A 12,540-nucleotide genomic window follows, 5' to 3' on the forward strand; every position below is an offset into this window, starting at 1 on the left:
TTTTATATTTTAGTTTAACAATGTATCAGTATAACAGCTTACCAATCTTTAGAAGAATTTTACATTAGTATATTGTTACATTTTATTTCGGTTCTTGATATGGAAACAATCTCACCAAACCTTCATACAAACTTCTGTGAAGAGTTGTTGCATGATTGTCTGTTTCCATCATTTTATATTCTACCGTCCAATTTTTTTTACTTGATTTTTTAAGAATATCATAAAAACTTTCGGCATCTTTTATCATCACAGGATGTTCCCCTTTTCCTACAGAAACATAAACGAATTTTTTAGTATCTGGAATTTTAGATAATAATTGATTTGCCTGTTTTAAAAGACTTTCGTCATCCCACCACAAACTCGGACTGATGATAAAATAATTATTAAACATTTCAGGTTTTTTCAACAAAATTTCAGTTGCTAAAAGTCCACCCAAAGATTGTCCAAATAAATAGGTATCGGTCGTTTTAAACTGACTTTCGATATATGGTTTTAATTCTTTTTCCAGAAAATTAATAAACTTATCAGAATGTCCCGTCGTAGGATAATCTTTTTGTAAATCTTTTAAATCGGTATGAAAAGTGAAATCTCTTTTTCTGTCAATATTAGCAATTCCGACCACTATTGTTTCCGGCATTGTATACATTTGATTAAAGAACTGAACCAATCCCGTAACATGAATAAAATCTTCATTCACGCTTCCATCCAAAAGATAGATAATCGGGTAAGATTTTGTTTTATCAAAGCCTTGTGGAAGATAGATATTTAATATTCTTTCTTCATTTAAAATTTTAGACTTTATTGTTCTTATTTCTCCGATGGTTAATGGTTTTACATTTCCTGTCTGGGCAAAAACCATGAATTGAAATGCGCACATAATACTGCAGAAAATGAGAAGTTTTTTAATCATATTAAATTTTTGTAATTCAATTATTTCACATCATCCCAAATGCTGTAATCAACCACTTTAGAAGGAATCTGTTGAACATATTCTGTAAATGGTTCGCAAGGTAAAATCGCTTCTTTTCCTTCTCTTGCTAATTGCTGATAGAGTTTCGTTCCTTCTGTTTTCCATTTGATCATTTCGTCAGAAACATCACGGATGATTTTGGCAGGACTTCCAACGATTAATTTTCTCGCATCACATCTGAAATTTGCAGGAACAAAAGCCAATGCGCCGATGATACATTCATCACCAATCACTGCCTTGTCCATTACTACAGCGTTCATTCCAACCAGACAGTTTCTACCAATGTGCCCAGAATGGATAATTGCACCATGGCCAATATGCGCAGATTCTTCTAAAATCGTTTCAATACCGGGAAAAACATGAAGTGTACAGTTTTCCTGAACATTTGCTCCGTCTTTGATGATAATTTTACCCCAGTCGCCACGGATCACCGCATTTGGACCTATATAAACCTCTTCGCCGATTTCAACATTTCCGATAATCACCGCTTGCGGATGAATATAAGCGGATGGTTTGATAATGGGACGGATGTCGTGATATGAGTAGATATTCATAAATTTTTAATTCAAAATTTAATTTAACAATGTATCAGTTTACCAATGTACCAATTAGATGCTTCGACAGGCTCAGCATGACAAAGCGCACAAAAATTGTTACACTGATACATTGCAAAATTTTTACATTATTGAAAAAGTTACACTTTTTCAATTACCATTGCATAACCTTGTCCTACACCGATACAAAGCGTACACAAGGCATATTTTTTATTTTGTTTGTGAAGTTCTAAGGCTGCAGAACCAATAATTCTTGCTCCCGAAACTCCAAGTGGATGACCGATTGCAATTGCTCCACCATTAGGATTAATCCTTGAATCGTTATCCTCTAAACCTAAACTTCTGGTTACTGCCAAAGATTGAGCAGCAAAAGCTTCATTCAATTCAATAACGTCCATATCGTCCAATGAAAGATTTAATCTTTTCAAAAGTTTTTGAGTCGCTTCAACAGGTCCTATTCCCATAATTCTTGGTTCAACACCAGCAACTGAGGATCCTAAAATCTTAGCTTTTGGCTGTAATCCATATTTTTTTACGGCTTCCTCACTTGCTAAAATAAGAGCAGCCGCACCGTCGTTCATGCCTGAAGCGTTTCCTGCAGTTACTGTTCCGCCTTCTTTTTGAAAGCCGGACGCAGTTTTCCTAAACCTTCCATTGAAGAAGTTGGCTTGATGAATTCGTCTTTATCGAAAATTTTCGCATCGCCCTTTCTTTGTGGAATTTCAACTTGTACAATTTCTTCCGCTAATCTTCCGTTTTCCTGAGCTTTTGTAGCTTTTTGTTGAGACCACAGAGCAAACTTGTCCTGATCTTCACGGCTGATATTGTGCATTTCTGCTAAATTTTCAGCAGTGTCGCCCATTGCGTCAACGCCATACATTTCTTTCATTTTGGGATTTACAAATCTCCATCCGAAAGTCGTATCAAACATCTGGCTATCTCTTCCGAAAGCTGTAGTAGGCTTTGACATTACATAAGGCGAATGTGTCATGTGCTCAACTCCACCAGCAATATAAATTTCACCTTCACCAGAAGCGATCGAACGGAAAGCATTAGCAACTGCAGACATGCCCGAAGCGCACAGTCTATTTACCGTTTCACCTCCAATTTTGTAAGGAAGTCCTGCCAATAAAAGTCCCATTCTTGCTACGTTTCTGTTATCTTCTCCCGCTTGATTTGCGCATCCGAAAATAACGTCCTCAATTTCCCCAACTGGAACTTCAGGGTTTCTTGCAACAATTTCTTTTAGAACGATCGCCGCCAAATCATCGGCTCTCACTTCTGATAATCCTCCTCCTAATTTTGAAATGGGAGTTCTGATGTAATCTATGATATATACGTTATTCATTTTTTATCTGCTTTAGGCTTTAGGCTGTAAGCAATAGGCTTTACCAGCTTCAAGAAAAGCTTAATGCCTATTGCTTATTGCTTATTTATAATTCTATTACTTTTTTCCTATTTTATAAACTGTTCCGACAAATTTCGCAACCAATTCTTCATTTTGATTGGTAATTTTGATATCGTAGATCGCTGTTTTTCTGGTATTATTCACCAAAATACTTTCTGCTCTGAAAATATCGCCTTCTTTACCAGCTTTTGTGAAATTGATAACACAGTTTAATGCTACCGCTGCATCTCCGGAATTGTTGGAAGAAAACGCCAATGCAGAATCTGCAAATGCAAACGTAACGCCTCCGTGAACTGTCTTAAGCCCATTAATCATTTCCTTTTTAATTGGCATTTCTATTAAACAATAGTTTTCTTTTACTTCAATCATTTTAATATTCATCCATTGGGAAAAATAATCCTGATCGAACATATAATCTGCTACCTCTCTTGGTGTCATAATTTTTAAAGTTTAAATAAGCATTAATTTTCAGTCTGTTTTTTTCTTGAAAAAATGCCTGTATCCTATGAATATTATTACAAAAACCAAAAATATATACCATTTCTTTTGAAAAAAATCTACAAAACTTTCATCTGAATGATTCATCAATTTATTCATGAAAAAACTCAGCAACAAAATAATTATGTATGCAAAAATGGCATTAATGGCAATCGAAATTATTTTTGGATTCATTTGATCTGATTAAATATTATTTTTTCTTTGCGAAAAGACTATTAAAGAATCTTGTCATGTCTTCCATAAAAAGATGACCGATAAACATTGCAACGAAATAAAAAATGACAAACCCCCAACTAAACATCTTATCTTCTTGAGAAAATGCAGAAAGTCTTTTGTCACTTAGATAAAAAATGCCTCCAACAAATATTGTTGAAAACATCGATATCGCAAAAGAGGAAATTATCTTTCTCTGTTTCATTAAAAGATCTTTAAAATCAATTTCGATTTATAATTTTTTTAATAACGGGCTTTGTCTGTATCTTTCTTCCTGATATTCTTCATAAAGACTCTGCAACGTTTCTGAGATTTTTTCATATCCGATTTCTTTTCCCCAAGCCAATAAGCCTTTTGGATAATTCACTCCTTTTTGCATTGCCAATTCTAAATCTTCGTCGTTCGCAACGCCTAATCTTTTCGCTTCAACCGCCTCATTGATGAGCATTGAAATAATTCTTAAAAATATTTGTTGATAAAGAGCATCGTCTTTTACAGGTTCTGGTTTTACAGTACCTTCAGCATAATCGTAGAAACCTTTTCCCGTTTTTCTGCCGTGAAGTTTGGCTTCGGCCATTCTTTGTTGAAGAAGAGATGGCTTGTATTTTGGGTCGTAGAAATAATCCTTGTAAACTGTTGTTGTTACTGAGAAATTTACATCAACACCAATTAAATCCATCAATTCAAAAGGTCCCATTTTGAAGTTTCCGATTGTTTTCATGGCTTCATCAACCTGCTCTATAGTGGCGATGTTTTCTTCAACAATTCTTAATCCTTCACCGTAGTAAGGGCGGGCAATTCTGTTAACGATAAATCCAGGAATATCTTTAGCAATCACAGGAACTTTACCCCAATCTTTCATGAGGTTGTACATTTTTTCGGCTAAAGACTTTTCTGTGAGTAATGAAGGAATAATTTCAACCAAAGGCATCAAAGGAGCCGGATTGAAAAAGTGAATTCCTATGAACCGCTCCGGTTTTTGTAACTCTGCACCGAGAGAAGTGATTGAAATGGATGATGTATTGGAAGCGATGACACAATTATCAGAAACGTGTTTCTCTAATTCTGTGAAAACTTTGATCTTGATTTCTTTATTTTCAATGATGGCTTCGATGATTAATTCGCAATCTTTGAAGTCCTTCAGTTCTGTAGCGATGGAAATATTAGATAAAATTTCAACCATTTTTTCTGATGAAATTTTCTGTTTGTCAACCAATCTGGTTAATGTTTTTTCCAAACCTACGGTTGCCGTTTCTACTTGTTTTGCGTTGGCGTCATAGACCCAAACTTTGCATCCGTTCGTTGCGGCTACTTGTGCGATGCCAATCCCCATCGTTCCGGCACCGATAACTCCTATATTCATAATCTAACAGTGTATCAATGTAACAATGTAACAATTTAATTGAATTCCAATAATCTAATAATTGGTAAACTGCTACATTGGTACATTGTTATATTAATTCTTATTTTCCTTTATATTCAGGTTTTCTTTTTTGTAAAAAGGCTTGTACACCTTCTTTGAAATCTTCTGTTTCGGCGGCTTCTTGTTGCAAATCACCTTCTAACTCCAATTGTTCTTTTAATGTATTGTTGTAAGAACTGGCAAAAGCTTTTTTGGTTAATTTTAAGCCAACAGTAGGCATATTGGAAACTTTTTCTAAAATCTCCATTGATTTTGAATTGAATTCTTCTTCAGTGAAAACCTCAGCAACCAAACCATAAGCTTTCGATTCTTCAGCCGATAATTTTTTACCGGTAAATGCTAAATAATTTGCCAATTGTCTTCCTAATAATTTAGGTAAGAAATACGTTCCACCAGTATCAGGAATCAATCCTATGTTGGAGAATGCCTGAGAAAAATAGGCTTTATCATTCGCTAAAACAAAGTCACAAATCAATGCCAACATTGCACCAGCACCAACTGCAGGACCGTTTACCAAAGCAACTACAGGTTTTTTGCAACGGGTAATTTCCAATACCAAAGGATTGTAATAATCGGTTACAATTCGTCTGATAATATCGTCATCATGATGATCGTTACCCTGAACGAAAGCATCATCCAGATTCTGACCAGAACAAAACGCTTTTCCTCTTCCAGAAATGGCAACACATCTTACTGCGGGATCATCACTGCATTCTTTTACGAAATCTTTTAAATCTGATAACGAAGGCTTGGTTAAAGCATTCATAGTATCCGGTTGATTAAGGTAAGCAATTTTTAATTTTCCTCCAAAATGCGATTCAATATCAAGTTGTGTATACATAGTTTTAATTTTTATGATTAATGTAAATTTACGTATAAAAATCTAGCAATGTATCAGTTTACCAGTGTAACAATATTTACTGCATCCTAAATTGTTACATTGCTAAATTGTTACATTAATCTTAGTGGCATTTAAAATAATCAAACGGTTCTAAACAGTCTAAACACTGATAAGAAGCCTTACACAATGTAGACCCGAATCTGCTGATCTGTTTTGAATGCATAGAACCACAACGCGGACATTTTTTCGGTTTCCCGATGTGATGTTCGTCTGCTCCTTTTTCGGGAGGTGAAATTCCGTAGACACGGAGTTTTTCTCTCGCTTCATCTGTCAACCAGTCTGTTGTCCAAATCGGAAACATTTTGGTGACTACCTTCGCATCCCACCCGTTTTCTTTCATGATTTTCATGATGTCTTCCTCAATGGTAAACATAGCGGGACAGGCAGAATAAGTCGGCGTAATCGTTATTTCACAAGAATTCTCGCTGGTAACTTTTGCTTCTCTTACAATGCCTAATTCCACGATATTGATTACCGGAATTTCCGGATCGGGAACGAGTTCTAATATTTCTAAAGGATTTTTCAATCTTTTTTAATCTGATTTTTTTAAACGCAAAGTGCGCTAAGTTTTTTTGACTACTAACTGTTTTTAAGTGCGCAAAGGCGTTTCACTTAGCAAAGTCAACAAAGAATAAAATTTTTAATGATAGTTTAACATTTCACTTTAAAATTGTTACATTGATAAACTGATACATTGTTACATTCAAAAACCTACCAAGTACAACCCGGATACGCTCTCTGCATATATTGTAATTCACAAAGCATAAATCCGAAGTATTCTGTGTGATAACCTGTTCTTGATTTTGGCTGCATGAAAGGATTAGCCGGATATTCTAAACCGAAATTCTGAAAATCTTTTTGTGTAATAGAAAGGAAATCTTCATACAAAGCATCAACATTCGGAGCGATATTTAAAGCAATTAAATCATCTTCTCCTTCCACTTTTGCGAATAAACCTTTCGTGTATTCCCAAATATTTTCAAGAGATTTCACCAAACGAGCTTTACTCTCTTCAGTTCCCTGAGCGAAAATTTTCATCCAAGACGCAGCGTGAGTATAATGATATCTCACTTCTTTCAAAGATTTTTGAGCAAGAGCAGAAAGTTCTTCATCTGCAGAATTTGACAACGCCTCGTACATCAATTTCTGATACACCGAGAAAACATACACTTTAAGAATCGTCTGCGCATAATCTTCATTCGGAAGTTCAACCCAATGTGCGTTTACGTATTCGTGCTCGTATCTTAAAAATGCTAAATCATCTTCACCTTTACCGTTATCAACAACTCTTGAAGCGTAAACATAAAAATTGTTTGCCTGTCCAAGTTCATCCAAAGCGATGTTTGTCAATGCAATATCTTCCTCTAAATAAGGACCTTCACCACACCATGCAGACAATCTTTGTCCCATGATGAAACTGTCATCAGCAAACTTTAATAAATAATTGAATAGTGCGCTCATTACATGTTTTTTACATCGTTAGGAATATCGTAGAACGTCGGGTGACGGTACAATTTGTCATCAGCCGGATCAAAGAATGCTTCTTTATCAATTCCTTCTGAAGTCACAATATATTTACTTGGAACTACCCAAACAGAAGTTCCTTCTTTTCTTCTTGTATAAACGTCTCTTGCGTTCTGCAAAGCCATTTCTGCCGTTGGCGCCTGTACAATTCCAACGTGTTTGTGAGATAATCCCGGTTTAGTCTGAATAAACACTTCCCACATATCTAAATTTGCCATAGTCAAATTAATTTAACAATGTAGCAATGTAGCAGTTTACCAATGAGATGCTTCGACAAGCTCAGCATGACAGTGATTGTTACATTTTACATTGGTATATTGTTACATTATTATATTACTTCTTTTTGTTGTTTCTCTGCAAAAGCAATCGCTGCTTCTTTTACCCAAAGGTTTTCCTGCTGCGCTTTTACTTTTGTCTGTAATCTTTTCTTGTTACAAGGTCCGTTTCCTTTTAAGATTTCCATGAATTCGCCCCAAGGAAGTTCTCCGAAATCGTAATGTTGTCTTTCCTCATTCCATTTAAGGTCTTTATCAGGCATGGTTAATCCTAAAAATTCAGCCTGAGAAACCGTAACGTCGATAAATCTCTGACGAAGACTGTCATTACTTTCTCTTTTTACTCTGTAATTCATAGAAATTTTAGAGTTTGGCGAACTGTCGTCATTTGGACCAAACATCATTAAAGCTGGCCACCAGAAACGGTTTAACGAAGCCTGTGCCATTTCTTTCTGTTGTTTTGTACCACGACAAAGCGCCATCAAAATCTCATAACCCTGTCTTTGGTGGAAAGATTCTTCTTTACAGATTTTCACCATCGCTCTTGAATAAGGACCGTAAGAATTCCCCATCAACATTACCTGATTCATGATTGCAGCACCATCAACCAACCAACCGATTGCGCCGATATCTGCCCAACTTAATGTAGGATAGTTGAAAATACTTGAATATTTCGCTTTTCCTTCCAGCATATCATCGTAAGTCGCATCTCTGTCAGCTCTGATGGTTCCGTTTCCTAATGTTTCAGTAGCAGAATAAAGGTATAAACCGTGACCTGCTTCATCCTGAACTTTAGCTAAAAGAGCCATTTTTCTTCTCAATGAAGGTGCTCTGGAAATCCAGTTCGCTTCCGGCAACATTCCGACAATCTCAGAATGCGCGTGCTGTGAAATCTGACGAACCAATAATTTTCTGTAATCATCGGGCATTACATCTTTTGGTTCTACTTTATTTTCGTCGTGTACGTATTGTACAAATTTTTCTAAATCCATAATTTTTCCAATTTAACAATGTATCAGTCTAACAATGTACCAATGATTGTTACACTGGTAAATTGATATATTGTTACATTAATTTAATTATACATCATAATTAAGCATCACCACATTTGTTGTCGGGTGACATTGACACGTCAGAACGTAACCTCTGGCTACTTCATCTTCGGTAAGCGCGAAATTTTTCTCCATGAAAACTTCTCCTTCCAAAACCTGCGCTTTACACGTACAACAAACCCCTCCTTTGCAAGCAAATGGTACAGGAAGATTGTCTTTCAATGCTTTATCTAAGATACTCTCTTTTTTAGAATTAAGGTGAAACGAATATTCATCATCATCGATAATAACCGTTACCATACTTTCTAAGTTAGCAATTGCCTTGAATTCATCGCTCATTTCCTCAGAATTTTCTTCGTCAGGAGCAGTGAAATATTCAAATAAAACCTGAATGGCAGGTACTTTTTTCTCTTTCTTTAAATAGTCAGCAATCCCTTTAATCATTTCTGAAGGGCCACAAATAAAAAATGTAGATTCTTTAACATCAATGTCTGTATATCTTTCAAACAGCTGATTTAATTTTTCGGGAGAAATTCTTCCTTCAAAAATCGGGTCTTCATGCTGCTCACGGCTCACTAAATAAACAACTTTCAGTCTTCCGTTAAAAGTTTCAACCAATTTATCGATTTCAGCCTTTTTCATTACATGATTCATACTTCTGTTGCTGTAAAACAGATAAGCGTTTGAATTCGGCTCTTGGTAAAGACTTTCTTTAATATTTGATAAAACCGGAGAAATTCCGCTTCCTGCCGCCAAACCAACGTAAGTTTTTACGTTTGTCGGGTGATAAGATGTGTTAAAACCGCCCATCGGAGGCATCACTTCAAGAACTTCATCCATGTGAAGATGCTCGTTAAAATAACCGGAAACTTTTCCGTTTTCTAACAACTTAACCAATACTTCTAGCGTGTTGCTTTTTTCACTCGGAGCGTTGCAGATAGAATAAGAACGACGCTCTTCGTTTCCATCGATCATCATTCGGAAGTTAAGATACTGCCCCTGCTTGAATCTGAATTTATCTTTCAGTTCCTCAGGAATTTCAACGGCTACATTGACTGCGTCGTTGGTATCTTTCTGAACCCTTACCGTTTTTAATTTATAAAATGAATTCATTTTGTTTTTAGTATTCTATTAATTTTTCCACCTTCGCACTTAGGCAAACTGTCCTTAGCATGAATTTTCACTTTCGTGGTGATTCCTACTCGTTTTTTTATTTCGTTTTCTATACTTTTTGCAAAGTTTCCGACAAAAATAGCATAATCATCGGTATTAATTTCAATTTGTTGCGCTTTCACAAATTCATCATCAATTTCCAGATCGATATCCAATGCTACACACATTTGTTCTTTCTCAATCGGTGTTAAATAATAATTCGGCACCACGCCTTCCACATGAGAAAATGCTTCTTCAATCTGACTCGGATATACATTTACGCCTCTTACAATTAACATATCATCGGCTCTTCCAAGAATTGGTTTCATTTTAACCATTGTTCTTTTTGAGTTTTCCTCATAGTAAAGACTTGTGATATCATTGGTCCAATAACGTAAAAGCGGCATTGCTTTTTTCGTCAACGTTGTAATCACCAAAACTCCTTCTTCTCCGAATGAAACAGGTTGTTTTGTAATCGGATCTAAGATTTCAGGATAAAAATGATCTTCCCAAATGTAAGAACCGCCTTTCTCCTCAAAATCTTCCATCGAAACTCCAGGACCGATAATTTCACTCAACCCATAAATATTGGTTGCATGAACGCCTAATTTTTCCTCAATATGATGTCTGATCAATTCCGTCCAAGGCTCTGAACCTAAAACGGCGTATTTTAAACTGATTTCGTCTGCCGAGATTCCTCTTTTAGCAAATTCATCAGCGATTGTTAAAGCATAAGACGGTGAGCAACAGATAACTTCCGGTTTAAAATCCATAATTAAATCAACCTGTCTCGTTGTCATTCCTCCTGAAATTGGAAGAACGCTCATTCCTAATTTTTCTGCTCCGTAATGAAGACCAAGTCCGCCCGTGAAAATTCCGTAACCGTAAGCATTATGTAACTGCATTCCCGGTTTTGCTCCGGCTGCATTCAACGATCTTGCTACTACTTCACTGAATAAATCAACATCTTCTTTTGTATATCCTACTACCGTTGGTTTTCCCGTTGTTCCGCTTGAACAATGAATTCTTTGTAATTCATTTTTTGGAACGGTAAATAATCCGAACGGATAATTGTCTCTCAAATCTTGTTTGTATGTGATCGGGAGTTTTGAAATATCTTCAATTGTCCTTACTTCCCCAGTTGATATTCCTAATTCATCAAATTTTCCTTTATAAAAATCCGACTTCTCTTCAAGATAACTCACCAAATTCTTCAATCTCTCGGACTGAAGAGTTCTCAATTGGTCAAGTTTTAAATATTCAATATCAAACCTCATTACTAACTAACATTTGTTAGGTGTAAATTTAAAAAAGATTTTCTAACTGACCAAATTTTAATGACTTTTGTCATATTTCGAATGATTCTAAATTGTTTTTAGATTGAGACAAGCCTTACATTTAGATGTTGTTAAAGGTGCGAAGCGGAGTGAAGAATTTCTAATAATAAAGTTGAGATTCTTCCTTCGTCAGAATGACAAAAGAAGTTTATTATTCGTGATTTCCGAGAAGTCCAAAAAGAATTTTATCTCTGATTTCCTCTTTGATATCAACAGAAGATTCTGTATTTCTTTTGAACCAAAAATAAGAGTTGTTTAAAGTATGAAGAATAAATCTTGTTGTGAACGTTGGCGATTTCAGTTCCCAATTTTCTGCTTTATAAATCTCGAGCAATAATTGTTCGACCTCTAGCTGATAGTTTTTTCTCATTTCTATAAATTCTGGAAGACGGCCGTCTAAATGTTTCCATTCGTTTGAATAAATGTGGGTCACATCACGGTTTTCGAGAACCACTGATAAATGTTTATCAATAAATAAATTCAATTTATCTTTTGGAGGAAGATTCGTGTTTTTGATTTCCTGAAGCTGGGCGAAGAATTCGTGAGCAATTCCGAAGCAAATCCATTCAAGAATTTCTTCCTTTGAACGGATGTGTGCATATAAAGAAGCGGCTTTTATATTAAGTTTTGTCGCCAAATCTCTTACCGAACTGCCCATATACCCTTTCTCTTTGAAAAGCTCTACCGCAACGTCTAATATTTTCTTTTGTTTTTCTTTTAGCTCCATATTTAATCCTATACAATTTATCAGAAAAATAAAATATTTAATTTTTAGGTGATAATTTGCAAATGTATACTTTTTCTAACTGAATAGAATTTTCATACCCAATAACCTAGAAAATTTTTATTTGAAAATTTAAAATGATTTATTTTCTTTCAATTAATTGTTTAAAATATCTGAAACAAATGAAATAAAACATTGTACTTGTTATAAATTGGGGAGCAAAATATATTTCTGAAAAATTGAGTGTAACGATGTCTTTTAAAAGTTCAATAATATATAACGGGAAATTTAAAATTTCTTCCCAATTAAAAAAATCTGGGTGAATATAAAATATCCGTAAATTAATGTATTAAACAATCCGTAAATAACTATGAAAATATCTTTTGAAGAACTTTCTTTGATTTTTTTAAAGGATTTTTGATCCACCTTTTCACTTCAGCATTCGATCTACTTTGCAGGTTGGGTGTAGAAGACAAATCTGATAGCAACCAATATCCATCTGATCTTAT

Annotated in this window: 13 protein-coding genes and 1 pseudogene; all 14 read right to left on the reverse strand. The window is 35.1% G+C overall.

The genetic code is table 11. From position 1 onward, the window contains the following. Window positions 1-82: 82 nt before the first annotated feature. The gene (locus EAG08_RS08115; RefSeq protein WP_129535003.1) at window positions 83-910 is read right to left on the reverse strand and encodes an alpha/beta hydrolase; all 828 of its coding nucleotides are present in this window, start codon (window positions 908-910) and stop codon (window positions 83-85) included. 20 nt (window positions 911-930) lie between these two features. Continuing rightward, window positions 931-1,524 carry a transferase hexapeptide repeat family protein gene (locus tag EAG08_RS08120; protein WP_129535004.1) on the reverse strand — a complete coding sequence of 198 codons (594 nt, stop codon included), beginning with the start codon at window positions 1,522-1,524 and terminating at the stop codon, window positions 931-933. Window positions 1,525-1,664: 140 nt separating this feature from the next. Beyond that, window positions 1,665-2,872: pseudogene (gene pcaF, locus EAG08_RS08125) on the reverse strand (3-oxoadipyl-CoA thiolase). A 96-nt stretch (window positions 2,873-2,968) separates the two neighbouring features. Beyond that, the gene (locus EAG08_RS08130) at window positions 2,969-3,370 is read right to left on the reverse strand and encodes a PaaI family thioesterase (protein WP_129535005.1); all 402 of its coding nucleotides are present in this window, start codon (window positions 3,368-3,370) and stop codon (window positions 2,969-2,971) included. 250 nt (window positions 3,371-3,620) lie between these two features. Further along, window positions 3,621-3,848, reverse strand: a complete 228-nt coding sequence (locus EAG08_RS08135; protein WP_129535006.1) for a hypothetical protein — start codon at window positions 3,846-3,848, stop codon at window positions 3,621-3,623. Window positions 3,849-3,875: 27 nt separating this feature from the next. Further along, a complete protein-coding gene (locus EAG08_RS08140) occupies window positions 3,876-5,006 on the reverse strand; it encodes a 3-hydroxyacyl-CoA dehydrogenase NAD-binding domain-containing protein (RefSeq protein WP_129535007.1) in 1,131 nt (376 codons plus the stop codon). 100 nt (window positions 5,007-5,106) lie between these two features. Then, window positions 5,107-5,907 carry an enoyl-CoA hydratase/isomerase family protein gene (locus EAG08_RS08145; RefSeq protein WP_129535008.1) on the reverse strand — a complete coding sequence of 267 codons (801 nt, stop codon included), beginning with the start codon at window positions 5,905-5,907 and terminating at the stop codon, window positions 5,107-5,109. A 121-nt stretch (window positions 5,908-6,028) separates the two neighbouring features. Continuing rightward, on the reverse strand, window positions 6,029-6,493 hold the full coding sequence (gene paaD / locus EAG08_RS08150; protein ID WP_129535009.1) for a 1,2-phenylacetyl-CoA epoxidase subunit PaaD: 465 nt from the start codon (window positions 6,491-6,493) through the stop codon (window positions 6,029-6,031). A gap of 185 nt (window positions 6,494-6,678) precedes the next feature. After that, window positions 6,679-7,428, reverse strand: coding sequence for a 1,2-phenylacetyl-CoA epoxidase subunit PaaC (gene paaC / locus EAG08_RS08155; protein ID WP_129535010.1), 750 nt, complete (start codon window positions 7,426-7,428; stop codon window positions 6,679-6,681). Then, window positions 7,428-7,709, reverse strand: a complete 282-nt coding sequence (paaB, locus tag EAG08_RS08160; protein ID WP_034679196.1) for a 1,2-phenylacetyl-CoA epoxidase subunit PaaB — start codon at window positions 7,707-7,709, stop codon at window positions 7,428-7,430. The genes paaC and paaB overlap by 1 nt, the downstream gene beginning before the upstream one ends. Window positions 7,710-7,819: 110 nt before the next feature. Next, on the reverse strand, window positions 7,820-8,758 hold the full coding sequence (gene paaA / locus EAG08_RS08165; protein WP_129535011.1) for a 1,2-phenylacetyl-CoA epoxidase subunit PaaA: 939 nt from the start codon (window positions 8,756-8,758) through the stop codon (window positions 7,820-7,822). Between the two features lie 87 nt (window positions 8,759-8,845). Then, window positions 8,846-9,931 (reverse strand): 2Fe-2S iron-sulfur cluster-binding protein, encoded by a 1,086-nt coding sequence (locus EAG08_RS08170; RefSeq protein WP_129535012.1) that lies wholly within the window; start codon window positions 9,929-9,931, stop codon window positions 8,846-8,848. Continuing rightward, a complete protein-coding gene (locus EAG08_RS08175) occupies window positions 9,928-11,247 on the reverse strand; it encodes a phenylacetate--CoA ligase family protein (protein ID WP_129535013.1) in 1,320 nt (439 codons plus the stop codon). The genes EAG08_RS08170 and EAG08_RS08175 overlap by 4 nt, the downstream gene beginning before the upstream one ends. Window positions 11,248-11,458: 211 nt before the next feature. After that, window positions 11,459-12,034: a TetR/AcrR family transcriptional regulator gene (locus EAG08_RS08180; RefSeq protein WP_129535014.1), complete on the reverse strand. Its 576-nt coding sequence runs from the start codon at window positions 12,032-12,034 to the stop codon at window positions 11,459-11,461. Between the last annotated feature and the right edge of the window lie 506 nt (window positions 12,035-12,540).

It is taken from the genome of Chryseobacterium sp. 3008163 (assembly GCF_003669035.1).
GTDB lineage: Bacteria > Bacteroidota > Bacteroidia > Flavobacteriales > Weeksellaceae > Chryseobacterium.

Bases quoted from the DNA above. Each gene is read 5' to 3' on its own strand.
- EAG08_RS08115 (WP_129535003.1), bottom strand. From the start codon at position 910: ATGATTAAAAAACTTCTCATTTTCTGCAGTATTATGTGCGCATTTCAA.
- EAG08_RS08120 (WP_129535004.1), bottom strand. From the start codon at position 1,524: ATGAATATCTACTCATATCACGACATCCGTCCCATTATCAAACCATCC.
- EAG08_RS08130 (WP_129535005.1), bottom strand. From the start codon at position 3,370: ATGACACCAAGAGAGGTAGCAGATTATATGTTCGATCAGGATTATTTT.
- EAG08_RS08135 (WP_129535006.1), bottom strand. From the start codon at position 3,848: ATGAAACAGAGAAAGATAATTTCCTCTTTTGCGATATCGATGTTTTCA.
- EAG08_RS08140 (WP_129535007.1), bottom strand. From the start codon at position 5,006: ATGAATATAGGAGTTATCGGTGCCGGAACGATGGGGATTGGCATCGCA.
- EAG08_RS08145 (WP_129535008.1), bottom strand. From the start codon at position 5,907: ATGTATACACAACTTGATATTGAATCGCATTTTGGAGGAAAATTAAAA.
- paaC (WP_129535010.1), bottom strand. From the start codon at position 7,428: ATGAGCGCACTATTCAATTATTTATTAAAGTTTGCTGATGACAGTTTC.
- paaB (WP_034679196.1), bottom strand. From the start codon at position 7,709: ATGGCAAATTTAGATATGTGGGAAGTGTTTATTCAGACTAAACCGGGA.
- paaA (WP_129535011.1), bottom strand. From the start codon at position 8,758: ATGGATTTAGAAAAATTTGTACAATACGTACACGACGAAAATAAAGTA.
- EAG08_RS08170 (WP_129535012.1), bottom strand. From the start codon at position 9,931: ATGAATTCATTTTATAAATTAAAAACGGTAAGGGTTCAGAAAGATACC.
- EAG08_RS08175 (WP_129535013.1), bottom strand. From the start codon at position 11,247: ATGAGGTTTGATATTGAATATTTAAAACTTGACCAATTGAGAACTCTT.
- EAG08_RS08180 (WP_129535014.1), bottom strand. From the start codon at position 12,034: ATGGAGCTAAAAGAAAAACAAAAGAAAATATTAGACGTTGCGGTAGAG.